This window comes from Streptomyces sp. NPDC048671, assembly GCF_055587045.1.
Window position 1 is genome coordinate 12,611 of record NZ_JBVJHB010000030.1, and the last position, 25,091, is coordinate 37,701.

The 25,091-nt window shown below is 71.3% G+C and carries 19 protein-coding genes and 1 riboswitch; of the genes, 7 read left to right on the forward strand and 12 right to left on the reverse strand.

The window, feature by feature from the left end; translation table 11 throughout:
• Positions 1-216 precede the first annotated feature (216 nt).
• Positions 217-1,764, forward strand: coding sequence for a M23 family metallopeptidase (locus ACZ6S6_RS36930; protein ID WP_469709392.1), 1,548 nt, complete (start codon positions 217-219; stop codon positions 1,762-1,764).
• A gap of 103 nt (positions 1,765-1,867) precedes the next feature.
• Here the strand turns inward: ACZ6S6_RS36930 and pcrA are convergent, their stop codons facing one another.
• On the reverse strand, positions 1,868-4,306 hold the full coding sequence (pcrA, locus tag ACZ6S6_RS36935) for a DNA helicase PcrA (RefSeq protein ID WP_362954138.1): 2,439 nt from the start codon (positions 4,304-4,306) through the stop codon (positions 1,868-1,870).
• Positions 4,307-4,575: 269 nt separating this feature from the next.
• Positions 4,576-4,741: riboswitch (cyclic di-AMP (ydaO/yuaA leader) on the forward strand.
• Here pcrA and ACZ6S6_RS36940 point away from each other — a divergent pair.
• Positions 4,740-5,909 carry a C40 family peptidase gene (locus ACZ6S6_RS36940; RefSeq protein WP_469709394.1) on the forward strand — a complete coding sequence of 390 codons (1,170 nt, stop codon included), beginning with the start codon at positions 4,740-4,742 and terminating at the stop codon, positions 5,907-5,909. Its footprint overlaps the riboswitch before it by 2 nt.
• A 110-nt stretch (positions 5,910-6,019) precedes the next feature.
• On the opposite strand, the gene ACZ6S6_RS36945 is transcribed toward ACZ6S6_RS36940, so the two are convergent.
• Positions 6,020-6,373, reverse strand: coding sequence for a hypothetical protein (locus tag ACZ6S6_RS36945; RefSeq protein WP_362954142.1), 354 nt, complete (start codon positions 6,371-6,373; stop codon positions 6,020-6,022).
• Positions 6,374-6,730: 357 nt separating this feature from the next.
• Here ACZ6S6_RS36945 and ACZ6S6_RS36950 point away from each other — a divergent pair, with 357 nt between their 5' ends.
• Positions 6,731-7,777, forward strand: a complete 1,047-nt coding sequence (locus tag ACZ6S6_RS36950) for a C40 family peptidase (RefSeq protein ID WP_362954144.1) — start codon at positions 6,731-6,733, stop codon at positions 7,775-7,777.
• A gap of 134 nt (positions 7,778-7,911) precedes the next feature.
• Here ACZ6S6_RS36950 and ACZ6S6_RS36955 read toward each other — a convergent pair whose 3' ends face one another.
• The gene (locus ACZ6S6_RS36955) at positions 7,912-8,592 is read right to left on the reverse strand and encodes an HAD family hydrolase (RefSeq protein ID WP_362954146.1); all 681 of its coding nucleotides are present in this window, start codon (positions 8,590-8,592) and stop codon (positions 7,912-7,914) included.
• A gap of 551 nt (positions 8,593-9,143) precedes the next feature.
• On the opposite strand from ACZ6S6_RS36955, the gene ACZ6S6_RS36960 reads away from it, so the two are divergent.
• A complete protein-coding gene (locus tag ACZ6S6_RS36960; RefSeq protein ID WP_362954220.1) occupies positions 9,144-9,779 on the forward strand; it encodes a ScbR family autoregulator-binding transcription factor in 636 nt (211 codons plus the stop codon).
• A 163-nt stretch (positions 9,780-9,942) separates the two neighbouring features.
• Here the strand turns inward: ACZ6S6_RS36960 and ACZ6S6_RS36965 are convergent, their stop codons facing one another.
• Both ACZ6S6_RS36965 and ACZ6S6_RS36970 read right to left on the reverse strand, forming a co-directional pair.
• Positions 9,943-10,647 (reverse strand): response regulator transcription factor, encoded by a 705-nt coding sequence (locus tag ACZ6S6_RS36965; protein WP_362954148.1) that lies wholly within the window; start codon positions 10,645-10,647, stop codon positions 9,943-9,945.
• Positions 10,631-11,929: a PspC domain-containing protein gene (locus ACZ6S6_RS36970; RefSeq protein WP_362954150.1), complete on the reverse strand. Its 1,299-nt coding sequence runs from the start codon at positions 11,927-11,929 to the stop codon at positions 10,631-10,633. The genes ACZ6S6_RS36965 and ACZ6S6_RS36970 overlap by 17 nt, the downstream gene beginning before the upstream one ends.
• 195 nt (positions 11,930-12,124) lie before the next feature.
• Here ACZ6S6_RS36970 and ACZ6S6_RS36975 point away from each other — a divergent pair, with 195 nt between their 5' ends.
• Complete coding sequence (locus tag ACZ6S6_RS36975; protein ID WP_469709398.1) at positions 12,125-13,441, forward strand: PspC domain-containing protein; 1,317 nt, start codon at positions 12,125-12,127, stop codon at positions 13,439-13,441.
• Positions 13,428-13,691, forward strand: a complete 264-nt coding sequence (locus ACZ6S6_RS36980) for a hypothetical protein (RefSeq protein ID WP_362954153.1) — start codon at positions 13,428-13,430, stop codon at positions 13,689-13,691. Before ACZ6S6_RS36975 ends, ACZ6S6_RS36980 begins: the two co-directional genes overlap by 14 nt.
• Here the strand turns inward: ACZ6S6_RS36980 and ACZ6S6_RS36985 are convergent.
• From ACZ6S6_RS36985 to guaA, 4 genes are all read right to left on the reverse strand, one after another.
• Positions 13,598-14,104, reverse strand: a complete 507-nt coding sequence (locus ACZ6S6_RS36985; protein ID WP_469709399.1) for a DoxX family protein — start codon at positions 14,102-14,104, stop codon at positions 13,598-13,600. The genes ACZ6S6_RS36980 and ACZ6S6_RS36985 overlap by 94 nt on opposite strands.
• Before the next feature lie 195 nt (positions 14,105-14,299).
• The gene (locus ACZ6S6_RS36990; protein WP_362954157.1) at positions 14,300-15,565 is read right to left on the reverse strand and encodes a hypothetical protein; all 1,266 of its coding nucleotides are present in this window, start codon (positions 15,563-15,565) and stop codon (positions 14,300-14,302) included.
• A gap of 126 nt (positions 15,566-15,691) precedes the next feature.
• Complete coding sequence (locus tag ACZ6S6_RS36995; protein ID WP_362954159.1) at positions 15,692-16,462, reverse strand: class II aldolase/adducin family protein; 771 nt, start codon at positions 16,460-16,462, stop codon at positions 15,692-15,694.
• A gap of 241 nt (positions 16,463-16,703) precedes the next feature.
• The gene (guaA, locus tag ACZ6S6_RS37000; protein WP_362954161.1) at positions 16,704-18,290 is read right to left on the reverse strand and encodes a glutamine-hydrolyzing GMP synthase; all 1,587 of its coding nucleotides are present in this window, start codon (positions 18,288-18,290) and stop codon (positions 16,704-16,706) included.
• A gap of 410 nt (positions 18,291-18,700) precedes the next feature.
• Here guaA and ACZ6S6_RS37005 point away from each other — a divergent pair, with 410 nt between their 5' ends.
• Positions 18,701-19,036, forward strand: a complete 336-nt coding sequence (locus tag ACZ6S6_RS37005) for a chorismate mutase (protein ID WP_469709402.1) — start codon at positions 18,701-18,703, stop codon at positions 19,034-19,036.
• A gap of 359 nt (positions 19,037-19,395) precedes the next feature.
• Here the strand turns inward: ACZ6S6_RS37005 and ACZ6S6_RS37010 are convergent, their stop codons facing one another.
• From ACZ6S6_RS37010 to ACZ6S6_RS37020, 3 genes are all read right to left on the reverse strand, one after another.
• On the reverse strand, positions 19,396-21,126 hold the full coding sequence (locus tag ACZ6S6_RS37010; protein WP_469709404.1) for a peptidase: 1,731 nt from the start codon (positions 21,124-21,126) through the stop codon (positions 19,396-19,398).
• A gap of 304 nt (positions 21,127-21,430) precedes the next feature.
• A complete protein-coding gene (locus ACZ6S6_RS37015; protein ID WP_469709406.1) occupies positions 21,431-23,326 on the reverse strand; it encodes a GMC family oxidoreductase N-terminal domain-containing protein in 1,896 nt (631 codons plus the stop codon).
• A gap of 49 nt (positions 23,327-23,375) precedes the next feature.
• Entirely contained in the window at positions 23,376-25,004 is a 1,629-nt protein-coding gene (locus ACZ6S6_RS37020; RefSeq protein ID WP_362954167.1) for a succinic semialdehyde dehydrogenase, read from the reverse strand.
• Positions 25,005-25,091 lie beyond the last annotated feature (87 nt).

Genomic DNA, 25,091 nt, shown 5'->3' on the forward strand with positions numbered 1-25,091 from the left:
CCGCCCAAAAATAGAACGGGTTTCGAACACAGAGCCAAGGCTGTGTGAGCGGTCCGTCGAAAGACGGCCGATTGCCCGATTCCTGAGCACCCACCAGCCGTGGAAGATTGTCGGCGTCGCATACCGCCGGGTACAGTCGCGGCCACTGCTTTCCCCTCCGGAGTCCCCCCACGGACCCCGGAGACAGGTCCTGCTGCCGAGGCGAGAGAGAAGTTGGTGAACGACCAGCACCCCCACGCCGGGTACGTCGGATATGACAGCCACTCCACGGGCGGTTTCGACAACGACCCGCTCTTCGGCTCTCTCCCCGACGGCTACGACGGTTCGTACGACACCACGCCCGGTTACACCACCCCGTACGACAGCGGGCAGGCCGGTTACAGCGGCCAGTACGACACCACCCAGTGGGACACCGGCGCACACCGGACCGCCGAGTACGACCACGCCGCCGACTACGCGGCCTACACCCCCCACCCTCAGCAGTACCAGCAGTACCCCCCGTACGCTGCGGCCCCGCAGTACGACGCGGCCCCGCAGCAGTACGACACCACCACGACCTGGGCAGCGCCCGACGGCTACGGCGCGAACATCCCCGCTCAGGGCGGCGCCCCGGACTCGTCCGGCCAGTGGGACACCTCCGGGTGGTACGCGAACGGCCAGTGGTCAAGCACCGACACAGCGGCGTACGACTCCGGTGCGTATGACGCCACCGCCTGGAACATCGGCGCCACGCCCGACCACGGGCAGCAATCGCCGCAAGATGTGACGGCGTCGAACGAGCCCGAACAGCCAGCGCAGCATCCGTACGAGACGTACGAGACGTACGAGATGCACGAGCCGTACGAGATGCACGAGCCGTACGAAACGCACGAAACGCACGAAGCGCACGAGACGTACGAGGCGCACGAAGACCACTCCCGGGAACAGGACCAGGACCCGTCTCCGTCCCCTGCCCCTGCCCCCTCCCCTGCCGACTCCCATCACCCCGCGAGCCGTCCGGTCTCCCGAGGTGGCGGCAGCCGCAGCCGCAGGCGTTCGCCCGCAAGGCGTTCCGCTCTCCTCACCGTCGCCGTTCCCTCCGCCTGCGTGATGAGCGTGGCCGGTATCGCCGCCGCCTCCGTGGGCGGAATGGGCGGCGGCGAGGAGAAGAAGGACGACACGACGACGATGGCGGCCGCCGACCCCGGCACGGTCAAGCCGGTCGCCGCCAACAACAAGCTGGACACCCAGCTCGCCAACCTCAGCGCCGACGCGGAGAACTTCGCCGACCGCGCCAGCCGCACCCAGGAGCGCATCGACCTGAAGGAGCGGCAGGCCGCCGAGAAGAAGAAGCGCATCGCGGAGGCCGCCCGCAAGGAGGCCCTGCGACCCAAGTACGTCATGCCGGTCAAGGAGCACGGTCTCAGCGCGTACTTCGGCCAGGCGGGCGTCAACTGGATGTCCGTGCACACGGGCATCGACTTCCCCGTCCAGTACGGCACCCCGGTGATGGCCGCGACCGACGGCACCGTTCACACGCAGTACAACACCGCGTACGGGAACATGGCCATCGTCACGATGGCCGACGGCACCGAGACCTGGTACTGCCACCTCAGCAGCACCCGGATCCGCTCGGGCCCGGTCAAGGCCGGCGACGTCATCGCGTACTCCGGGAGCTCCGGCAACTCGACCGGCCCGCACATGCACTTCGAGGTGCGGCCCGGCGGCGGCGCGGCGATCGACCCGCTGCCCTGGCTCCGCAGCCACAACATCGACCCGACCTGAGCCGGGCTGAACCAGACTGAACCGGACTGAACCGGGCCTGAGCTGACCCGGTCCGGTCCGGACGGACGCGGCGTCCGCCGGACCGGACCGGGCCGGACGGGCGCTACAGCTTCTGGACCGGCGCGTACCGCAGCAGCAGCTTCTTCGGCCGCTCGTCACCGAAGTCGACCGTGGCCTTCGCCTGGTCGCCGAGGCCCTCGACGGCCGTCACCGTGCCCAGACCGAACTGGTCGTGGGTGACCCGGTCTCCGACCACCAGCGTGATCGTCGGCTTGTCCGAGGTCCGCCGGGTCGCGAAGCCCGAGGGCCCGGAGCGTGCACGGGACGCGGACAGCGAGGAGGTGATGCCCGACGTCGGCCCCGCCGGAGCCCCCATCGGGCCCTTCCGCTTCCACTCCAGGTGCTGCTCCGGGATCTCCTCCAGGAACCGCGACGGCGGGTTGTACGAGGGCTGGCCCCAGGCGCTGCGCATCGCCGCCCGGGTCAGATAGAGCCGCTCGCGGGCGCGGGTGATGCCGACGTAGGCGAGCCGGCGCTCCTCCTCCAGCTCCTTGACCTGGCCCAGCGCCCGCATGTGCGGGAAGACGCCGTCCTCCATGCCGGTCAGGAAGACCACCGGGAATTCGAGGCCCTTCGCCGTGTGCAGGGTCATCAGCGTGACGACTCCGGAGCCGTCGGTGTCCTCGTCGGGGATCTGGTCGGAGTCCGCGACGAGCGCGACCCTCTCCAGGAACTCGGAGAGGGTGCCCGCGCCCTCCTCCTCGCCGCGGTCCTGCTCGAATTCGAGCGCGACGGCGGCGAGCTCCTGGAGGTTCTCGATCCGGGTCTCGTCCTGCGGGTCGGTGGAGGCCTGGAGCTCGGCGAGGTAGCCGGTCCGCTCCATGACCGCCTCCAGCACCACCGCGGGGCCCGCGCCCGACTCGACGATCGTGCGCAGCTCCTCCATCAGCGTGTTGAACCGCTTGACGGCGTTGGCTGAGCGCGCGGCCATGCCGTACGCCTCGTCGACGCGGCGCAGCGCCTGCGGGAAGGTGATCTTCTCGCGCAGCGACAGGGCGTCGATCATCGCCTCGGCCCGGTCGCCGATGCCGCGCTTGGGCACGTTCAGGATGCGGCGCAGCGGAACCGTGTCCTCGGGGTTGGAGAGGACCCGGAGGTAGGCCAGGACGTCCCGGACCTCCTTGCGCTCGTAGAAGCGCACACCGCCGACGACCTTGTAGGGCAGGCCGACCCGGATGAAGATCTCCTCGAAGACACGGGACTGCGCGTTCGTCCGGTAGAAGATCGCGACGTCGCCGGCCTTGGCGTCGCCCGCGTCGGTCAGCCGGTCGATCTCGTCGGCGACGAACTGCGCCTCGTCGTGCTCGGTGTCCGCGACGTAGCCGGTGATCCGGGCGCCGGAGCCGGCGTTGGTCCAGAGGTTCTTCGGGCGGCGGCTCGCGTTGCGCTCGATGACGGCGTTGGCGGCGGACAGGATCGTCTGGGTGGAGCGGTAGTTCTGTTCCAGCAGGATCGTGGTCGCGTCCGGGTAGTCCTCCTCGAACTGGAGGATGTTGCGGATCGTGGCGCCTCGGAAGGCGTAGATCGACTGGTCCGCGTCACCGACGACGCACAGCTCGCCGGGGGCGTCGGCGGCACCGGCCGGGCCGACCAGTTCCCGTACGAGCGTGTACTGGGCGTGGTTGGTGTCCTGGTACTCGTCGACCAGGACGTGCCGGAACCGGCGGCGGTAGTGCTCGGCGACGTCGGGGAAGGCCTGGAGCAGGTGCACCGTCGTCATGATGATGTCGTCGAAGTCCAGCGCGTTGGCCTCGCGCAGCCGGGACTGGTACATCGCGTAGGCCTGGGCGAGCGTCTTCTCGAAACCGTCCGCGGCCTGGCCGGCGAAGGTCTCCTCGTCGATCAGCTCGTTCTTGAGGTTCGACACCTTCGCCGTGAACGACTTCGGCGGGAAGCGCTTCGGGTCGAGGTCGAGATCGCGGCAGACCAGGGCCATCAGCCGCTTGGAGTCCGCGGCATCGTAGATCGAGAACGAGGACGTGAAGCCGAGCTTCTTCGACTCGCGGCGCAGGATCCGTACGCACGCGCTGTGGAAGGTCATGACCCACATGGCGTTGGCGCGGGGGCCGACGAGCTGCTCGACGCGCTCCTTCATCTCACCGGCGGCCTTGTTGGTGAACGTGATCGCCAGGATCTGGCCGGGGTGCACCCCCCGCTCGGCGAGCAGGTGGGCGATGCGGTGGGTCAGTACCCGGGTCTTGCCCGAACCGGCCCCGGCGACGATGAGCAGCGGGGACCCCGCGTGCACGACGGCGGCGCGCTGCTCGGTGTTCAGCCCGTCGAGCAGCGCGGCGGCGTCGATCACCGGGCGGTGGGCCCCGTCGCGGTAGTACGCGTCGCGGGGCGGCGGGGGCCCGTCGAACACGCCCCCGAAGAGGTCCTCCGGCACCGCTTCGGGTGCGGAGTCCTCGGGGGGCGGCGGGGGCCCTTCCTCCGTGTGCTGGAGGCCGGCCAGGAAACTGTCGTCAAAGAGGCTGCTCATCGCTGTCCGAGTCTAGGCCGCCGCACTGACACCCTGGGCTCACATGGCGAACCGCACACCTCCGCACACCTCCGCGCGGCCACCCAGAGCGATGCCGGACCCACACTGTGTGGACCGATCCCGCGCCTGACCTGCCCGCACCTCGCCCACTTCGCCAAGGTCACGAAAATGTATCGGGCATATCGAACATCAACCTTCACAGCGGCACCATGAGTTGGCTAGCGTGCACGTTCGGGCGGCCCGTACCCCCAGAGGCGAACCACGCCGAGCGGGCGTCCACGCCGAATCCTGGGCTGCCCGTACGGAGTCCGGAACCGGGGACCCACACGCAGCACCGGGGTGAATCGGTCCGAATCCCCCACCAGGACCGTAGGGCAGCCTTCCGTTACGCCCGAACCCGACAGCTAACCCGGTAGGCGGTCCACGGAAGGAGATGCAGGCCTTGGCGTCGCATCGCAAACCGCGCCCCCGGGCGCGCAGCACCAGCCCGGCCATCGGGTTCACGACGGCCGCACTCGCCTCGGTGACCCTGCTGTCCACGCAGAGCGCGCTGGCGGCCCCGGCCCCGAAGCCCGGCATCGAGGACGTCCAGAAGAAGGTCGACGACCTCTACCGACAGGCGGGCACCGCGACCCAGCACTACGACCAGGCGAAAGAGGCGTCCGCCAAGCAGCGCACCAAGGTGGACACGCTGCTGGACGACATCGCCGAGCGCGCCGACAAGCTGAACGACGCCCGCCGGACGCTCGGGAACTACGCCGCCGCCCAATACCGTGACGGGGCGCTCGCGCCGACCGCCACCTTCTTCCTGGCGAACGACCCGCAGTCGTTCTTCGACCAGACCCACCTCATGAACCGGATGGCCGCGAACCAGCAGCAGGCCGTCACTGACTTCCGTACGAAGCAGGCCGAGGCGTCCAAGAAGCGCGCCGAGGCGGTGACGAGCCTGGAGACGCTCACCGCGTCCCAGACCCGGCTGCGCACCAGCAAGCGGAACGTCCAGGACAAGCTGACCGAGGCCCGCACGCTGCTGTCGAAGCTGACCGCCGAGGAGAAGGCACGCCTCGCCGAGCTGGAGCAGAAGAAGAAGGACGAGGCCGAGCGCAAGGCGGCGGAGCTGGCGAAGAAGCAGGCCGCCGCGAAGGCCGAGGCCGACCGCAAGGCCAAGGAGTCCGGGAGCGGGAGCGGGACCGGCACGGGCACCGGGAGCGGTTCGGGCGCCGGGACGGGTTCCGGTTCGGACAGCAGCGCCACGACGAAGGCCGAGAAGGTCCTCGCGTTCGCCAGGGCCCAGATCGGCAAGCCGTACGTCTGGGGAGCGACCGGCCCGTCCTCGTACGACTGCTCGGGGCTCACCCAGGCGGCCTGGAAGGCGGCGGGGGTCAGCATTCCGCGGACCACCTGGGACCAGGTGAACGTGGGCACCCGGATCGCGACGGCGGATCTGCGGCCCGGGGACCTGGTCTTCTTCTACGACGACATCAGCCACGTCGGCATCTACAAGGGCGACGGCATGATGATCCACGCGCCGAAGCCGGGGGCGAACGTGCGCGAGGAGTCGATCTACTACATGCCGATCTACGGGAGCGTGCGGCCCGGTTAGGGGCGTTGCGGTACGGCGGGTGGCCCCTGCGGCAGCGGCCACCGCCGGCCGCTGCCCGGCCGCTGCCCGGCCCGGCCCGGTCAGGTCAGGTCAGGTCAGGTCAGGTCAGGTCAGGTCCAGAGCGTGGCGATGAAGATGTTGACGACCGTCAGTCCGCCCACCGCCGCGAAGAGGCCCTTCTCGACCTTCTCCTCGTCCCGCTTGACGTAGACGAGCCCGAGGATGACGACCAGGATCAGCAGCTTGATGCCGATCTTGACGTTGTTCACGGGGTGGTCGTCGGCCTGGTCGAGCCCGACCAGGGCGATACCGGTGACCAGCATGGTCAGCGCGCCGTGCAGCATCCCCGGCACGAAGCGCGCGGTTCCCGCCCCCATCGCCTTCATCTGGGTGAGGAAGCCCCCCAGCAGGGCGGCGATTCCGATGATGTGCAGGGCGACGAAGACATCAATGAGTACACGCATGGTTCCGCACCTTAGCCCTGGCCGTATCAGCCTTCCGCAGCCAGGTGAGGCTTACTGGACGCTTGACTGACGAATGCACCAATTGCCTGACTCTGGTGCAATTTTTCCGGTCATCCAGCAACAACACCACGCCAAATTCGGGCAATAGGCGTCATTACGACTCCTGCCCGTGCCCCGGGTTTAGCGTCCCTACCAGGTGACCGGATCACCGCCGCTCCGCACCCGGACGGCACCGTCCGGTCGCCCCGCCGAGAGATCCGGCGGCGGGCCGCTCCCCCTGTTGGTGACCCGCCGCCGGACCGGGCGGGCCCGCCGGTAGGCCCCGACGGGCAGTCGACAGGAAGGACCCCCGCCCTCGTGGCCGCGCACCGGAAACCCAAGCAGCGCCCGTACACCGGCTCTGCTGCCCGCACCGCAGCGACCCTCGCCCTCGCCGGGGCCGCGACCGCTGCCGCGCTGCCGGGATCCGCGCACGCCGACCCGACGCCCACCCCCGCGCGGGTCAAGGCCGAGGTGGACCGGCTGTACCGGGAGGCGGAGGTCGCCACCGAGCAGTACAACGGCGCGAAGGTGAAGGCGGCCGCCACCGCCGAGTCCATCGACGCGATGCGCGACGAGGCCGCCCGCAAGACCGAGCGGCTCAACGCCTCGCGCGACGCGCTGGGCGCGTACGCCGCGGCGCAGTACCGCTCCGGCGGTCTCGACCCGTCCCTCCAGCTGGCGCTCTCCTCGGACCCCGACCAGTACCTGGAGCGCGCCTCCTACGTGGAGCGGGCCGCCGCCGGCCGGGCCGACGAGGTACGTGCCGTGCAGCGCCAGGTCGCGGACGTGGCCCAGCTGCGGTCCGAGGCGGCGGGGCAGCTGGCCGAGCTCACCGCCCGCCAGGCCGACCTGAAGAAGCACCGGGCGACGGTCCGGGCCAAGCTGACCGAGGCCCGCGAGCTGCTGGCCCGCCTCTCCCCCGCCCAGCGCGCCGCGTACGACGCCTCGGACGGCGGCCGCGGCGCGGGCCACGCCGACCGCAGCTCCCCGCGCGGCTCCGACCGGGCGCCGAACGCCCGCGCCGCTGCGGCCGTCGCCTTCGCGTACGGGGCCCTCGGCAAGCCGTACGTGTGGGGCGCCACCGGCCCCTCCTCGTTCGACTGCTCCGGCCTCACCCAGGCCGCCTGGCGCTCCGCGGGTGTCTCGCTCCCCCGGACCACGTACACCCAGATCAACGCCGGGCAGCGCGTCGCGAGGTCCGAACTCGCCCCCGGCGACCTGGTGTTCTTCTTCTCGGGCGTCAGCCATGTCGGCCTCTACATCGGCAACGGCCGGATGATCCACGCCCCGCGCCCCGGAGCCCCGGTCCGGATCGCGCCGGTCGACGAAATGCCGTTCGCCGGAGCGACCCGGGTGGCCTAGGACGGACCTGTCGTCAGACTGCCGTGCGGGCGACGACGGCAGTCTGACGACAGGCCCCATGGCCTCTCGTTCGGATCAGGCCTTGTTTCGATCAGGCCTCGTTGGGATCAGGCCTCGTTGGGATCAGGCCGGGTCTACTCGCCGATCCGGCTGCGGGCCCACCTCACCAGCTCGCGGTCGGCGAGGCTCGCGACCCACAGATCGGCCTGCTCGGCCTCCGGCCCCGGCGGGACGGTGCCGAGGCCGATGACGCGCAGGCCCGCCCGGCGGGCCGATTCCATGCCCGTGATCGAGTCCTCCACGGCCAGAGCCTCCTCGGGCGGAACGCCGCAGAGGCGGGCGGCCACCTCGTAGACGTCGGGTTCCGGCTTCGGCCGTACGTCGTCCCCGGCGACGACCACGTGTCTGAAGCAGCGAAGGAGCCCGGCCCGGCCGAGGCACGATTCCACCATCTCCCGGGGGCAGTTGCTCGCCACCGCGAGAGGGAGGTGGCGGGCGGCCAGCCCGACCAGCGCGGCAGCCCCCGGCATGGTGACGGGATCCTGGTCGACCAGCGCGGTGAAGGTGACGAGGAGCGTGTCGGCCAGGTCTTCCGCGAGATCCGGTTTCCCGGTCTCCTCGGCCATGAGCGCGCCGCACTCGGTGTAGTGCACGCCCTTGGCGCGGCCGGCGAATCCGGCCGGCGGCTTGAGGCCGAACGTCCGGAAGGTGCTGGTCCGGGCCTCCTGCCAATGTCGTTCCGTGTCCATCAGGGTCCCGTCGCAGTCGAAGACGATGGCGGACGGGGACCACGAAAGGATGTTACGAGCTGTCATGTCACTACCGTTCTCGGAGGCTGTGCCGACCGGTTCGGTGCACGGGTGCGGGTAAGCGCCGGAATTCGGTTGATCCACTCGCAGAAATGAGGGGGCCGAAAGATTTCACCGGCTGCTGCGAGCGTGTGCACGCCATTGAGCGCACCACGCCGGACGTAGATCGCCGTTTTCGGCCCGTGCCGAAAACATCGTAGCCATTACGTTATTTCCGTCCCTCTGATTTCCGCAATCACCAATTCGAGTGCATGAAAATTCCGCGACCGCGGGCGGCCGGGGCTCGCGCACGGGACGGAGAAGGGGTCGCTGCGCCCGGGATACGTTCATCGGGCCTGGTGAGCCGCGCTTCCGGTTGGCCGCGGTGTCGTTCGGGGCGGAGCCGACAGGCTCACGCGGACCGATTTCTCCCAGCAGGGCGACAGATTGTGTGAACACTCACCCGCATGCCCGCCGTGGCGAAATAATAAGATCTTCGCGCGCCGCGACCGGGCCCTCCCGAGGGAGGCCTGAATTCACCGTCGTGACGTCAGAACGTTTGAGCGAAGGTGGAACTGATGCAGGACAGGGCCCACGCAACCCGAAAAGCACTGCTGGAATCAGCAGCACATCTATTTGTCGAACGGGGATATGCGGGAACGAGCGTAAATGACATAAGCGATCACTCGGGAAAAACCAGTGGGGCGATCTATTTCCATTACTCCAGCAAGGAGCAGCTGGCACTGGCCGTGGTGCGGGAGCAGTTCTCCACCTGGCCGCAGCTCGCCGCCCCCTACGCCGCGCCCGACATGCCCCCGTTCGAGAAGCTGATCGTCCTCAGCTTCGGTGTCGCACGGTCCCTCAACGAGGATGTCGTGGCGCGCGCGGGCGCGCGGCTGTGGGCGGAACGCCGCGGCATCGAGTCCGTCGTGCCCACGCCGTTCGACGCCTGGGCCCTGTCCGTCACCCGGCTGCTCTCCGAGGCCCGCACGCGGGGTGAACTGGCGCCGGAGGTGGAGCCGTCGGCCGCGGCCGTGACGCTCGTGTGCGCGTTCTTCGGCCTCTGCACGCTGACCGACGACCTGCCGGGCGGGCGGAACTGGAGGGAGCAGCTGGACCACTGGTGGCTGCTGATACTGAAGTCCCTGCAAGCGGACCCGGACCCGGCTGCTCTGCTCGCGCGCGCACGGGCGCGGATTCCCGCGCAGCCGTAGGCCCCGGGGATGCACGCCCCGCGCCCCCCGGAGCCCCGGTCCGCATCGCGTCAGTCGACGAAATGCCCTTCGCCTGAGCGGCCCGGGAGGCACAGGCTCCCGTCCTGCCGGCTCACCGGACTTCCGACCCGGCCGGCCGGCCGGAGATCACCCGGCAGGGCGCTCAGACCAGGCGGCGGGCCGTCGCCCAGCGCGTCAGCTCGTGCCGGTTGGACAGCTGGAGCTTCCTCAGCACCGCCGAGACGTGCGACTCGACCGTCTTCACCGAGATGAACAGCTGCTTGGCGATCTCCTTGTAGGCGTAGCCGCGTGCGATCAGCCGCAGCACCTCGCGCTCGCGCTGGGTCAGCCGGTCGAGGTCCTCGTCGACCGGCGGCGCGTCCGTCGAGGCGAAGGCGTCGAGGACGAAGCCGGCCAGCCGGGGCGAGAACACCGCGTCGCCGTCCTGGACCCGGAAGACCGAGTCGACCAGGTCGGCGCCGGTGATGGTCTTGGTGACATAGCCGCGGGCGCCGCCGCGGATGACCCCGATGACGTCCTCGGCGGCGTCCGAGACGGACAGCGCCAGGAAGCGGACCGGGTTCTCCACCGCGCCCATGAACGGGGCGCAGCGGCGCAGCACCTCGACGCCGCCGCCGCCCGGGAGGTGGACGTCCAGGAGGACGACCTCGGGGCGGGTCGCCGTGATGACGGTGACCGCCTGGTCGACGTCCGCGGCCTCGCCGACGACCTCGACGCCGGTCTCCTCGGTGCGGCCGATCTCGGCCTGTACTCCGGTGCGGAACATCCGGTGGTCGTCGACGAGCACGACTCGTACCCGGCGCTCCGGACCCTCGTGGCTCCCGATCGCCTCAGTGGTCCCGTTCATCGCTCGTCCTCTCCATCTCCAGCTCGACTTCCGTGCCCCCGCCGGGCACCGAACGCAGCCGGGCGGTACCGCCGTTGCGCTGCATCCGGCCGATGATTGATTCTCGTACGCCCATTCTGTCCCCCGGTACGGAGTCCAGATCGAATCCGGGACCCCGGTCCCGCACCGAGACGAAGACCGTGCGGCCCTCGACCTCCGCGTAGACCTGGACGGCGCCGCCCTCGCCACCGTACTTGGCGGCGTTGACCATCGCCTCGCGTGCGGCCTGCATCTGTGCGGTCAGCTTCTCGTCGAGCGGGCAGTCGCCGACGACGACGACCTCCAGCGGGACGCCGTGCTTGTCCTCGACCTCGGCGGCGGCGCGTTTGACGGCCTCGGCCAGGGTCTCGGGCTCGTCGTCCTCGTCCTTGCCGGTGCCCTCGGGGTTGTAGAGCCAGTTGCGCAGCTCGCGTTCCTGGGCTCGGGCCAGTCTGCGCACCTCGCCCGCGTCCTCCGCGTTGCGCTGGATCAGCGTGAGGGTGTGCAGGACGGAGTCGTGCACATGGGCGGCGACCTCGGCCCGTTCCTGGGCCCTGATGCGCATCAGGCGTTCCTCGGAGAGGTCCTGGGTCATCCGCACGAGATAGGGCCCGGCCAGCAGGGCGATGCCGGTGAGCACGGCGATGGCCGCGGTGAGGACGTTGCCCAGCTGGGCGGCGGAGCCGCGTACCACCAGGAAGACCGTGAGGCCGAGGCCGACCAGGGCGACTCCGGCGAGCCCGCGGGCCAGGTGCAGGACCTGGCGGCGGCTGCCGACCTCCATCCAGCGGGCGCGGCGGGCGTTGTCGGCCTGCCGCCACACCAGGACGGAGCCGGCGCCGATCAGCAGCGTGGGCCAGATGTAGCGGTCGGCCTTGCTGCCCATGTCGACGTTGCCGACGAAGATCACGGCGCCGATGATCAGCGCGACGAGGGCGAAGACCTGGCCCCGGTCGGGCTTGCGGAGCCGGCGTCTGCCGTCGGGGGCGGTCTCGAAGAGGGAGCGCGGGCTGTCCACGCCGCCGACGCCGAGCGGGACGACGATCCAGAACACGGCGTACAGGAGCGCGCCGAGGCCGTTCGCGAAGAACAGTCCGAGGAAGACGAACCGCACCCAGGCGACCGGCAGTCCGAGGTGTCCGGCGAGACCGCGTGCGACTCCGCCGAGCAGCCGCCCGTCGGCGCTGCGGTACAGCTTGCGCAGCGGTGGCTCCTCCGGGTCGGGGTTGAGGGAGCTGGCGGCTCGGGCGGTGGCGGCTGGCATGACCCGATCGTCACACGTGCGTGCGGGTGGTGGCATCAGGGTCGGCCCCCACTTCGACCCTGAGAGCCGGCGCCCGGAACGGGAACGGGCCGGGGCGGCGGAACGGCCCCCTCAGGGTCGGGCGGGGCGGATCTCAGGGTTCGGCCAGGGTCGGGACGGGTGCCGGACGGGCCCGGCGCCCGTCACCATGGAGCCATGACCGTTCCCCAGGATGCGCCGCCCGGCGTCGTACCGCCCCCCGGTCCCGGCCCGCGGCTGCGGCGCAGCTCGCGGCAGAAGGTGGTGGCCGGGGTGTGCGGCGGCCTCGGCCGGTACTGCGACGTCGATCCGGTGATCTTCCGGATCGTGCTCGGTGTGCTGTCCGTGACCGGCGGTCTCGGACTGATCTTCTACGGCTTCGCGTGGCTGCTGGTCCCGCTGGAGGGCGAGGACGAGAACGAGGCGCGCCGGCTGCTGTCGGGCCGGGTCGAGGGGACGTCGCTGATCGCGGTGCTGCTCGCGCTGATCGGCTGCGGGCTGTTCCTGTCCGTGCTGGGCAACGGCGGCACGCTGGCGTTCGCCGCGATGCTGTCCCTCGCGGTGCTCGGCTTCTCCGTCTGGACGCAGCACCGCAGGACGGCCGATCCGCAGGGCCCGCTGCATCCGGCGGCCGCGCAGGCGGTGTCGGACGCGCCGCCCGAGGTGAAGGCGCCGCCGCGGCCGGGCAGCCCGTCCTGGTGGCGGGACCCGATCATCAAGGACGGCACCTCGGGGCCGGTGGGCTCCGGCTATCTGTGGGGTCCTTCGGACACGGTGATGGACGCCGGGGCGGCCCGGCCGCGCGGGGCGACGGCCGATGCCCCGTTCCGGGCGCCCAGGCAGTCGCGGGGGAACCCCGAGCCGACCTCGATCGCCGGGGCCGTCTTCCTGCTGGCGGTGGTGGCGGGCGTCGTGGGCGCGCAGGCGAACTGGGACTCCCAGCCGCTGGGCAGGAGTCTGCAGATCGGCCTGGCCGCCGCGCTCGCGGTGTTCGGGGCCGGGATGCTGGTCAGTGCCTTCGTCGGCCGGACCGGCTTCGGCACGGTGCTGCTCTCGGTGATCACCGCGGGTCTGCTGGCGGGGGCGTCCGCGCTCCCCGCCGAAATCACCGCGCACTGGGTGCGCGAGGAGTGGCGGCCCGCCTCGGTCTCCGCGGTGCAACCACGTTACGAAGTGGGCTCCGGGGTGGCGGACCTGGATCTCACCCGGGTCACCGTGCCGAAGGGCGACACCCTCAGGACCCAGGTGGAGGTCGGTGCCGGCCGGGTCGTCGTGCGGGTGCCGAAGGGAGTCACCGTGCTGTTGAGCGCGCGGGCCGGTCTCGGTGACATCACCTTGCCGGGCGAGTGGCGCAAGGGCGACGTGGACCTCAGGGTCTCGGAGAACGAGCACCGGACGCTGCGCCCCGCGTCGGGCGGCACGCCGGCCGGCACCGTGGAACTCGATCTGAAAGTCGGCATCGGACAGGTGGAGGTAGCCCGTGCTGCGTCATGAGATCCGGCCCGGACGGGCCGTGGCGGGCCTGGTGATGCTGGGCCTGGCGGCCGGTTACGCGGCGGATGCCGCGGGCGTCTGGCACGCTCCGTGGCCGTTCTTCGTCGCGCTCTTCACCGGCGGCCTCTGGCTGGCCGTCCTGACCACCTGGGTGGCCTACCGGATCCGGCGCCGTCGCGACGCGAAAAAGGCGTCCAGGGAGAAGGACGCGGCCCCGCCGAGCAGCAGCGGCAGCCAGGCCATGAGGTAGGCCAGATCGTTGCCCAGGTAGTAGGGCTCGACCTGCCAGCTGACGGTCAGCCACAGGCTCAGCGAGATCAGCGCACCGCCGAGCGCGGCGATCCTGGTCCACAGGCCGAGGAGCGTGCCGATCCCGACGGCGAGTTCACCGATCGCGATGGCGTAGCCGAAGCCGGACGGGCCCTTGAGGGCGAGGTCGACGAGGGCCGGGATCGCGGAGGAGTCCCGGACCGCGCTCATGGTCTCGCCGATGGAGCCGCTGCCGGTGGTGTTGAAGAACGCGCTGTCGGTCAGCTTGTCGAGCCCGGCGTAGACGAAGGTGACCCCGAGGAAGATCCGCAGCGGCAGCAGAGCGTGCTCCCGCGCCAGCTCCCGCAGGCTCCTGGCCTCGCCCAGACCTCGCCCGTTCATGCCGTAGTGCATGGTTCTCCCGCCTTCCGCCGCCCCGCGGCGGACCGCCGGGTCCCGCCCACAGAGCCATTCGACCCTCGCCGGACCGTTCGACCCGTCACCAGACCTTACGGCTTCCCCCGCGACAGGGAGCGGGAGACCGAGAGGCGCCGGACGGGACGTCACATGCGGTCGGATCCGTCCTGTTCCCCGGTTCCTCGGAAGGCCTCAGTCGGTCACGTCGATCTCGACCCGGTTCGACTCCGTCCCCGCGGCCGTGACCACCTGCACCTCGACCACCCCCGGCTCCACCTCCACCGGCACCGGCACGGTCAGCACCGTGTCGGTCGGGTTGGCGAAGCCGCCGGGGACCGGGATCAGCGGGACATGGACGTGGACCGTGCCGATCCGGACGACCATGCGGGCCAGCCGGTCGGGGGCCCCGGCGCCGGGCGGGACGAATCCCGCGCCGCGGATCTCGATGTCGTCGCCGGTCCGGATCGGGGCGTCCAGATCGCCGGCCTCCCGGGCCCTGACCACCGACAGCACCACCGGCCGGCCGGACTCGGTGTACTTCCCGGCGAAGTACGCCGCCGCTGAGACGGCCACCAGCAGGGCCAGCCCCCAGGGCAGATCGGGCAGTTGCTCGGGCCGCCGGGCCAGCCGGACCGCGGCGAAGAGCACGGCGACGGTGCTCACCAGCACGTACTGCACATCGGTGAAGCCGCCCCGCCCGGAATCGTCGGTCAGCAGATCGGCGGCGCGCGGCCGGTCGGCCCGCAGCTTCTGGAGCCGCCCGGACACCACCCGTACGCTCACCACCCGCCGCACCACCACGGCGATGGCGCACACCAGCGCCAGCACGGTCACCACCCCGGCGCCGCGCGCCAGGTCCAGGCCCTCGATCAGCTCGTCGCGCTGCGCGTGGCCGGAGGCGCCCGCCAGCTGGAGCGCGAGGACGAGTACGGAGAAGACCGCGAGCAGCACCCAGGACGCGGCGACCGCGCGGGAGGTGGAGAGCCGGTTGTCCTCACCGATCAGCGGGGCGAGGAGGCCGCCGCGCGCCCGGTGGACGTGGGCGGCCGTGGTCAGCAGCCCGGCGGTGACGAGTCCGGCGACCAGGCCGGCGGTGCGGGCGTGGGTCCAGCCCGCCCCGATCGCGGTGGCGGCCTCGGTGACCGCGAGTACGGCGACGGCGCCCCACACGATGACCAGGGTGCGCTGCCACACCCGGTACAGCCAGGCGTCGCCCGCCTCCCGGCCCCGGTCCGCGACGGCGCGCGCCGACTGGGTCAGCTCGTCCGAGACCCACTGCCGGGTCGCGGATGCGGACTGGGCGACCCCGCTGGGCAGCCCCTGGCCTGCGGCGAGTTCGTCCCGCTTGGTCAGGAAGGCGGCCACCGCGCGCCGGTGTCCCTCGCGCGCTCCGTGCGGGCAGTCGCCGCACGTACAGCCACCGCCGTGCGTGCCTTGTCGTGCCTCGTCCAACGCCACGGAGAACGCCGCCCTTTCCCGCCCCGGTACAGCTGTCGCTCAATCCAACTCAGCTGTGATTTCTGCGAATTGTGCCGTACCGGGAGGGCTGCTCCCGCATCGGGGCGGGGCGGGCGGCCGGGATCGTCAGAACGTTCGAGCGATGCGCTGCCACTGCGGCTGGAAGTTGATCCAGGCGACCAGGTCGCTGCCGAGCTGTTCGCGGGTGGTGACCGCGTCCCGGTGCTCGATCAGCACCGGCTTCCCGGCCGCCCGCGCGGCCAGCTGCACCTGGCAGGACCGCTCCATCGTGAGGAACCACCAGGCCGCCGCGTCCACCGAGTCGCCCACGGTCAGCAGCCCGTGGTTGCGCAGGATGACCGCCTTGCGGGCGCCGAGCGCGGCCGCGATCCGGCGCCCCTCCTCCTCGTCCACGACGACCCCCGTGTACGCGTCATAGAGGGCGTGGTCCTCGTAGAAGGCGCAGGACTCCTGGGTGATCGGCTCGATGAGCTCCCCCAGCGAGGCCAGTGCGCGGCCGTGCACGGAGTGGGTGTGCGCGACGGCGACGACGTCCGGGCGGGCCCGGTGCACCTGGGCGTGGACGGCGAACGCCGCCTGGTTGACGTGGTGGCGGCCCTCGACGACCTGGCCCTCCCCGTTGACCAGGATCAGCTCGTCCGGCAGCAGCCCCTCGAAGGGGGCGCCGAAGGGGTTGACCCAGAAGCAGTCGGGGAATTCCGGGTCGCGTGCCGTGATGTGCCCGGAGACGCCGTCCTCGTACCCGTACTCCCCGAACAGCCGCAGCGCCCCGGCCAGCCGCTCCTTGCGGTACGCGCGCTCGTCGCCGGCCGAGGCGTGCGCGGGCGGCATCGCGAAGTGCAGCTGCTCCACGGGTATGGGTGTGGGCTCGGGCATGACGGCTCCTCGGTGCTCCCAGGCGTATCGGATCAGACGCGTCGGATCAGGCGTACAAGGTCAGACGTACGGGTTCAGACGTACGGGTTCAGACGTACGGCATCGGAAGTACGGGATCGGAAGCTACCGCCGGTTGCCGCAGGTGACCAGAGGCACGGTGCATCGATTCGGGGCGGGAACGCGGCGATGCCGCCGCCCGTGGGAACGGACGGCGGCATCGGCGTGAGCACCGGGAAGGGGATTACTCCCACTCGATGGTGCCCGGCGGCTTGCTCGTCACGTCGAGGACCACGCGGTTGACGTCGGCGACCTCGTTGGTGATGCGGGTGGAGATCTTGGCGAGCGTCTCGTACGGCAGTCGCGACCAGTCCGCCGTCATGGCGTCCTCGGACGAGACCGGGCGCAGCACGATCGGGTGGCCGTAGGTGCGGCCGTCGCCCTGGACGCCGACACTGCGGACGTCCGCGAGCAGGACCACCGGGCACTGCCAGATGTCACGGTCCAGGCCGGCCGCGGTCAGCTCCTCGCGGGCGATGGCGTCGGCCTCGCGCAGCAGGTCGAGCCGCTCCTTGGTGACCTCGCCGACGATGCGGATACCGAGTCCGGGGCCGGGGAAGGGCTGGCGCTGGACGATCTCCTCCGGCAGGCCGAGCTCCTGGCCGACCATCCGGACCTCGTCCTTGAACAGCTGGCGCAGCGGCTCGACGAGCTGGAACTCGATGTCGTCGGGGAGCCCGCCCACGTTGTGGTGGGACTTGATGTTGGCGGTGCCGGTGCCGCCGCCGGACTCGACGACGTCCGGGTAGAGCGTGCCCTGGACGAGGAAGGCGACCTCCGGGCCGTCCTCCTGGAGGATCTCCAGCTGGGCCTGCTCGAATACGCGGATGAACTCGCGGCCGATGATCTTCCGCTTCTGCTCCGGGTCGGACACGCCGGCCAGGGCGTCGAGGAAGCGCTTCTCCGCGTCGACCACCTTCAGCTTCGCGCCGGTCGCGGCCACGAAGTCCTTCTCGACCTGCGCCGTCTCACCCTTGCGCATCAGACCGTGGTCGACGTACACACAGGTCAGCTGGGAGCCGATGGCCTTCTGCACGAGGGCCGCGGCGACCGCCGAGTCGACCCCGCCGGACAGCCCGCAGATGGCGCGCTTGGTGCCGACCTGCTCGCGGATGAGCGCGATCTGCTCCTCGACGACGTTGGTGGTCGTCCAGTTCGGCTCGATGCCGGCGCCTCGGTACAGGAAGTGCTCCAGCACCTGCTGGCCGTGCGTGGAGTGCAGGACCTCCGGGTGGTACTGGACGCCGTAGAGCTTCTTCTCGTCGTTCTCGAAGGCGGCGACCGGCACGACGTCGGTGGACGCGGTGACGGTGAAGCCCTCGGGGGCGGCGGAGCAGGCGTCGCCGTGCGACATCCACACCGACTGCTCGGCCGGGGTGCCCTCGAAGAGGGTCGAGCCGGTCTTGGAGACGGCGAGCGCGGTACGGCCGTACTCACGGGCACCGTTGTCGTCGACGGTGCCGCCGAGCGTGGTGGCCATCAGCTGGAAGCCGTAGCACATGCCGAAGACGGGGACCCCGGCCTCGAACAGCGCACGGTCGAGCGAGGGCGCGCCCTCGGCGTACACGGAGGACGGTCCGCCGGACAGGATGATCGCCCGGGGGTTCTTGGCCAGCATCTCGGCCACCGGCATCGTGGACGGCACGATCTCGCTGTAGACCCGGGCCTCACGGACGCGGCGGGCGATGAGCTGGGCGTACTGCGCGCCGAAGTCGACAACGAGGACCACGTCGGTGGTGGTGTCGGGGGCGGCGGGGGGTGCTGCTGGCACGGGGGCGGCCTTCCGGCGGTGGAGGGGGGTCGGTCCTCCCGATTCTACCGGCGGCCGTGGGCGCTCCTCGTCGCGCCGGGTACGGGGTGCGGGGCCCGGCGCCCGCGCACCGTCCGGGGCCGCACACGTGGCCGCCGGTCGCGCTGCGGCCGGGGGCACTGGCGTACGGCTGTCTCAGCATCCGGGCCGGGCGTTGGCTCCCGTCCGCCGCCCGGTCCATACTGTCTCCCATGCGTCAGCACACGACCTTCGTCTTTACCTATGGCAACCGGCCCGCCGGCTGCCATGGTCGTGCTGCTTGAGCAACTGACAAGCAACGTTCCAGGCGCCCCGGGCCGACAGGCCCGGGGCGTTCTGGCGTTCCGGGCCCGGTCGGCCCCGGGGAGCCGCACCTCACCGGGAGACCCGCCATGAGCAGCACCGCCACCGACCGGACCACCACCGCCACCCGCACCACAGCCGTCCGCACCGCCACCGAGGAGACCGGCGCGCACACCGACGAGGCCGCGTCCCTGATCGGCGACGCCCGGTCGCGCATCGACGCCCTCGACGACCGGATCATCGGTCTCGTCCAGGAACGGATGGCCGTCTCCTCGGTCATCCAGGAGGCCCGGATCACCTCCGGGGGCCGCCGGGTGAACCTCTCCCGGGAGATGGAGGTCCTCGGCCACTACCGGGACGCGCTCGGCAAGCCCGGCACCTCACTCGCGATGACGCTGCTGGAGCTGTGCCGCGGCCGCGTGTGACGGGCCGGCCGGACGGCCCGTATCGCCACAGGGCTGTAAGGGCGTATCCCAGTTCGGGCGGACTCTCACCCGTACGGCGCGTGACCGGGCCCGGCGCGGCTTCGTTGGTCCCGGTGTCCGTGCCAGCCAGGGGCGGCTGTGGAAGAAAACCACGCGTGGCTCCGCCGGGGCGTGTGGCGTACCGCAGGTACGCCGTGGGACCACGCACCGGCGTGCGTGACCGGTCGGCAGGGGACAGCAGCCCGGTCACCCGGAGGTCCGCCCCGAGGGGCTGGATCCTCGAAAGGACGGCCGGCTCCGGGGACGCCCGGGGCCGGCCGTTCTCCGCTGTCCGGCTTCGGTTCAGCGGGCCGTTCGGTTCAGCGGGCCGCGCGGCGGCGGGACACCGTGTAGAGGACGCCGCCCGCGACCAGGGCGGCCAGGGCCGCGGCGCCGGCCGTCAGGGCGACGGACCCGGTGGCGGCGAGGCCGCCGCCGGAGTCACCGCCGGTGGTGCCCGTGGCGGACGAGCCGGCCGTGCCTTCGGAGCTCCCCGACGCGCCGGCGCCGGAGTCGCCCGAGCCCCCGGCGGAACCGCCGGTGGCCGCCGATCCGCCCGATGCCGAGTCACCGTCGCCGGTGGTGGCTCCGGAGTCGCCCGAGCCGGAGTCCTTGGCGTTGAGCACCAGCGAGGCCGTGTTGTTGGCGGGCTCGGGGTCGAAGGGCAGCTTCGGCTCCGCGAGGTGGGTGTTGCGGACCACGACCTTGCCGGACGCCCCCTCGACCCTCTTGGCGATCTTCAGCTCGAAGGGCAGGGCGAAGTCGGCGGCCTCGCGGACGGACATCGGGGTGGAACAGAAGTAGCGCGGGGCCGCGGTCTGGTCCTCGCGGTACTCCCCGTCGGCCGTCACGCCGCGGCAGGTGTCGGGCTTGGTGACGACCGTGGCGCCCTCGGGCACGGTGACGTCGACGGTGGCGACGTCCTCGCCGGAGCGGATGTACCCGATCCACGCCGGCCCACGGTTGCGGAATCCGACGTTCACCTCGACCGAGTCGCCCGCGGCGCCCTTCGCCCGGTCACCGTAGGCCACGAAGTCGGCGCTGTTGGAGGTACGGAAGTCGACGTCCTGCTGGTTGTCGCTCGGGTCGAGGTCGGCCGTCAGGGCCGCCGGGGCCTTGCGCAGGGCCAGCGTGGCGCCCTTGCCGGGGCTGTACTTCGCACCGGCCCGCTGCGCCGCACGGGCGGTCGAGCCGTCCTCCGCGATGCGGTAGAGGAACGAGTCGTAGAACGCGCGCTTCGAGGCCCTGATCGCGGGCGGCTCGGCGAGCGTGTAGGCGACGCCGGGCTCGTAGCTGCCGTCGAAGGAGCACAGGGCGGTGGTCCAGGCACCGGGACTGCCCATGCCCAGGTCGGACTCGCTGTACTCGCAGTTCTGGTACCGCTCGGTGAACTCCATGCCGCGGGTGTACCGCAGGGTGAGCAGCACGCCGTCGGCCGCGCGCGTGCCGTTGTTCGTGAAGGTGACGGGCACCGGCTGGGTGTCGCCTGGCTTGAGCTCCGTCTTGAAGGGCAGCCGCTCCATCGACAGGTCGGGGCCGCCGATGCCGACCAGGGCGGTGAACGAGGTGAACGTGGCCCCGTCCGCCTCCGCGGTGACCTCGATGGCACCCGTGTCGCCGTCCTCGCTGCCCTTGGCCGCGGTGACGTCGAGCTCGGCGAGCGTGCTCAGGCCCGGGAAGATGCCCCAGTCGTGGCAGACGGCACTCGTCCCGGTGATGGTGCAGTCGGCACCGCCTTCGTTGTCGAAGGACACATCCGCGACGCCCTCGATCCCGCTGAGGTCGAAGCGGACGGTGTACTCGCCCTGGAAGGCGCCGTTCTCCTCGTCCTCGGACGGGTTGTTGACCGTGAAGTCGAGGGACGCCTTCTGCGGAGCGCCCGTCGCCGGGTACGGGTGCAGCGCGGTCTCGGCCGGGCCGCCGAGCGTGAACTCCGGGGCGGCGGCCTGCGCCGGAGCGGTCAGGGTGAGGGATCCTGCGGCCATCAGACCGGCGGCGGCGAATCCACCCACGGCGCGGCGCAGCGCTGCTCTCGGGGTCGTGCTTCTCATCGCGGGACCTTCTGGGGGGTCGGTGGGAACTGTGCGGCCGCTGTGGCAGCGGTACGAGTTCGACCCCGGGCCCGTACGAACAGTTGCGCGGGCGCAGGTCACGGATTGAGCACGGAAGTCAACGTGAGCGGCGTCACATAAGGATTTTGTGAATTCCGGGACAACCATCGGGACACCTTGCAGGTCATGCATGCGGAACCACCGGTCACATCCGTAACTCGGCTTCACCGGTAGAGCATGAGGGGCTGCACTCGGAGGGGGGTGCAGCCCCTTCTGCTGTCCTCTTCCGCTGTCCCGCTCCGGGTCAGGCCTGCCCGGTCTGCCCAGTCCTCCCGGCCTTCCCCGTCTTCCCTGTCTTCCCCGTCTTCCCTGTCTTCCCCGTCTTCTTCGGCGGTACCGCGGGTATCCCCAGGAACGGCAGCCTCAGCGCGCCGAACGCCTCCTCCGGGACGGCCGGCGCCTGCGGCTCGACCGCCGCCAGCCGCTCGTACGCCTCGCCCGCCGCCGGGCGGGGGTCCCGCTCGCCCTTGTTCGGCCAGAAGGACATGGCGCGTTCGGCCTGCGCGGTGATCGTCAGCGACGGGTTGACGCCGAGGTTGGCGGAGACCGCCGAACCGTCGACCACCGAGATGCCCGGGTGGCCGTACAGCCGGTGGTACGCGTCGATCACCCCGTCCTCGGCGCTCGCGCCGATCGGGCAGCCGCCGAGGAAGTGCGCGGTGAGCGGGGTGCCCATCAGCTCACCGATGTTGGAGCCCGGGAAACCGTTTATCTCTTCGGCGAGCAGCGTCGCGCTCCGGGTCGCCTCGGCTATCTGGGTCGGGTTGGGCGCGCCGTGCCCCTGCCGGGCGGTGAGCAGGCCCTTCCCGATGCCGCCGGGCTTGCGGTACGCGGTCAGGGAGTTGTCCAGCGACTGCATGACGAGCCCGATGATGGTCCGCTCCGACCAGCGCCGGTTGGAGAGCGAGCGCACGGCGAGCGTCGGGTGCTTGGCCATGCTGCCGAGCCAGCCGAGCACCCGGTGGGTGCTGTAGGGGACCTGGAGGATGGTCATCCCGCCCATCGCGTTGGACCCCTTGCCGTAGCGGACCGGCTCGATGTGGGTGTTCTCGTCGGGGTGGATCGACGAGGTGATGGCGACGCCCCTGGTGAAGTCGGCCTTGCGGCCGTGCTTCCTGCGGTACCGCCGGTCGGAGGTCTGCGCTCCCACGAGCCCCTCGGAGTTGGTCCGGGTCAGCTCGCCGAGCCGGGACGAGATACGGGGCAGCAGCCCCCGGTCCTTCATCGTGTGCAGCAGGGTCTGGGTGCCGTACGTGCCCGCCGCGACGACCACCTGGCGGGCGCGCAGCCGCGTCGGCCTGCCCTTCCTGCGGCGGTCGGTGGGGACGGTGGTGACGCGGTAACCGCCCTCCGGATGGTCGGTGACCGCGACGACGGAGGTCATCGGGTGGATGACCGCTCCGGCCTTCTCCGCGAGGTGGAGGTAGTTCTCGTTGAGGGTGTTCTTCGCGCCGTGCCGGCAGCCCGTCATGCATTCGCCGCACTCCGTGCAGGCCTTGCGGGCGGGGCCCGCACCGCCGAAGTACGGGTCGGCGACCGTGCCGCCGGGCTTCGCCCTCGCCGTGCCGTCGGCGTCCTTGCCGTCGCCGAAGAACACGCCGACCGGGGCGAGGTGGAAGGTGTCAGCGACCCCCATGGCCTCGGCGGCCGCCTTGAGGTGGACGTCCGAGGGGGTCGTCGTCGGGTTGAGCCGGACCCCGAGCATCCGGGTCGCCTGGTCGTAGTACGGCTTCAGCTCGTCCTGCCAGTCGGTGATGTGCGCCCACTGGCGGTCCTCGAAGAAGGGCGCCGGGGGCACGTACAGCGTGTTGGCGTAGTTCAGCGAGCCGCCGCCGACCCCCGCGCCGGCCAGCACCATCACCTTGCCGAGCAGGTGCACCCGCTGGATGCCGAAGAGGCCGAGGGCGGGGGCCCAGAGGTAGTTCTTCAGGTCCCAGGAGTTCTTGGGCAGCGTGCCGGGCGTGAACCGGCGGCCCGCCTCCAGGACGCCGACGCGGTACCCCTTCTCGCTCAGCCGCAGGGCCGACACCGCACCGCCGAAGCCCGAACCGACGACCAGTACGTCGTAGTCGTACGCGGCGTCGTCATCGGCCGCACCGGGCGGTCCGGCCTGATTCCGGGCAGGGCTGTCCTGGGACATGGCGCTCCTCCGTACGAAAAGGACATAAATGCTGCGGTGGTGCGGGGGGTCAGCGCAGGCGGAACGCCTTCATCGCCTTCAGGCTGCGGCTCATGAAGGCCGCGTACTTCTCGTCGTCCATCCCGAAGGACGGGGCGAGCGGGATCAGCCGCTGCTGGGCGACCGTCTGCGCCTCGGTGTACTTGAGGATGCCCTCGGAGCCGTGCCGGCGGCCGAGACCGGATTGCTTCATGCCGCCCATCGGGGACTGCACGCTGCCGTACGCGGGGGCGTAACCCTCGTTGATGTTGACCGTGCCGGTCCGCAGCCGGGCGGCGACCTGGTGGCCGCGCCTGCCGTCCTTGGTCCAGACACTGGAGTTGAGGCCGTACGGGGTGCCGTTGGCGAGGCCGATGACCTCGTCCTCGTCGCTGAAGCGGTAGAGGGAGACGACCGGTCCGAAGGTCTCCTCGGTGCAGACGGCCATCGGCGCCTCGACGCCGTCGAGGATGGTCGGCTCGTAGAAGAGCGGGCCGATGTCGGGGCGGGCGACCCCGCCCGCGACGAGCCTGGCGCCCTTCTCGACGGCCTCCGTGACATGCCGGCTGACCGTCTCCAGCTGGCGTTCACCGACCAGTGAGCCCATGTCGGCCCCGTAGGCGAGGGAGTTGCCGAGCCGCATGGCCTTCGTGCGGGCGGCGAACCGCGCCACGAAGTCGTCGGCGACCGACTCGTGGACGTACAGCCGCTCGATGGAGATGCAGAGCTGGCCGGCGGAGGAGAAGCAGGCCCGGACGGCGCCCGCGGCGGCCTTCTCCACGTCGGCGTCCTCCAGGACCAGCATGGCGTTCTTGCCGCCCAGCTCCAGCGAGACCCCGACGAGCCGGGCCGCGGCCCCCTGGGCGACCTCGCGGCCGGTGCGGGTGGAGCCGGTGAACGAGACGTAGTCGGCGTGCTTGACGACCTCGGGTCCGACCACGGGTCCGTCGCCGAGCACGACCTGGAACACCTCGGCGGGCAGTCCGGCCTCGATCAGCAGGTCACGGGCCCACAGCGCGGTCAGCGCGGTCTCCGTGTCGGGCTTCATCACCACGGCGTTGCCGGAGACGAACGCGGGCAGCGCGTCACCGACGGACAGTTCGAGGGGGTAGTTCCACGGCGCGATCTGGCCGACGACACCGCGCGGCTGGCGCAGCTCGGTGACCTTGGTGAGGGTCGGTACGACTCCGGTGTGCCGCCTGGGCCGCAGATACGAACCGGCCTTGCGGCCGTAGTGCCGGGCGGCGACGGCGACGGCCTGCACCTCCTCGTGGGCGTGCAGCCTGGCCTTGCCGGTCTCCAGCTGGATGAGGTCGAGGACCTCGGACTGCCGGCTGAGCACGAGGTCGTGGAAGCGCAGCAGCACGGCGGCCCTGGCCCGGACGGGCGTCGCGGCCCAGGCCGGCTGGGCGGCACGGGCCCGCTCGAAGGCGGCCGCCACGTCCTCGGGGGTGGACTCGGGCAGGTCGGCCAGCTTCTCCCCGGTGAAGGGGGTGTGGTTGGCGGTACGGCCGGAGCCGACGACGCCGCGGGTCAGCTGGGCGATCACCTCGGGGGTCACGACATCGGCGGCCGTGCGCACGCCCGCGGGCGCGGCGGCCACCGGGTTGGTGCCGACACCGGCGGCGGAGGTGGGCGTGGAGGCCTGCGAGTCCGTCATGAGGCCGAGAGTACGTCCAGCCGGATGCTTTGGGTACCCGTGGGTAACAGGTTTTCACACTCCCCGCCACGACCCGTCGCGGCACCC

Coding starts and splice junctions, on each gene's coding strand:
- pcrA (WP_362954138.1), bottom strand. CDS start 4,306: ATGAGCAGCCTCTTTGACGACAGTTTCCTGGCCGGCCTCCAGCACACG.
- ACZ6S6_RS36940 (WP_469709394.1), top strand. CDS start 4,740: ATGCAGGCCTTGGCGTCGCATCGCAAACCGCGCCCCCGGGCGCGCAGC.
- ACZ6S6_RS36945 (WP_362954142.1), bottom strand. CDS start 6,373: ATGCGTGTACTCATTGATGTCTTCGTCGCCCTGCACATCATCGGAATC.
- ACZ6S6_RS36955 (WP_362954146.1), bottom strand. CDS start 8,592: ATGACAGCTCGTAACATCCTTTCGTGGTCCCCGTCCGCCATCGTCTTC.
- ACZ6S6_RS36960 (WP_362954220.1), top strand. CDS start 9,144: ATGCAGGACAGGGCCCACGCAACCCGAAAAGCACTGCTGGAATCAGCA.
- ACZ6S6_RS36965 (WP_362954148.1), bottom strand. CDS start 10,647: ATGAACGGGACCACTGAGGCGATCGGGAGCCACGAGGGTCCGGAGCGC.
- ACZ6S6_RS36970 (WP_362954150.1), bottom strand. CDS start 11,929: ATGCCAGCCGCCACCGCCCGAGCCGCCAGCTCCCTCAACCCCGACCCG.
- ACZ6S6_RS36975 (WP_469709398.1), top strand. CDS start 12,125: ATGACCGTTCCCCAGGATGCGCCGCCCGGCGTCGTACCGCCCCCCGGT.
- ACZ6S6_RS36985 (WP_469709399.1), bottom strand. CDS start 14,104: ATGCACTACGGCATGAACGGGCGAGGTCTGGGCGAGGCCAGGAGCCTG.
- ACZ6S6_RS36995 (WP_362954159.1), bottom strand. CDS start 16,462: ATGCCCGAGCCCACACCCATACCCGTGGAGCAGCTGCACTTCGCGATG.
- ACZ6S6_RS37005 (WP_469709402.1), top strand. CDS start 18,701: ATGAGCAGCACCGCCACCGACCGGACCACCACCGCCACCCGCACCACA.
- ACZ6S6_RS37010 (WP_469709404.1), bottom strand. CDS start 21,126: ATGAGAAGCACGACCCCGAGAGCAGCGCTGCGCCGCGCCGTGGGTGGA.
- ACZ6S6_RS37015 (WP_469709406.1), bottom strand. CDS start 23,326: ATGTCCCAGGACAGCCCTGCCCGGAATCAGGCCGGACCGCCCGGTGCG.
- ACZ6S6_RS37020 (WP_362954167.1), bottom strand. CDS start 25,004: ATGACGGACTCGCAGGCCTCCACGCCCACCTCCGCCGCCGGTGTCGGC.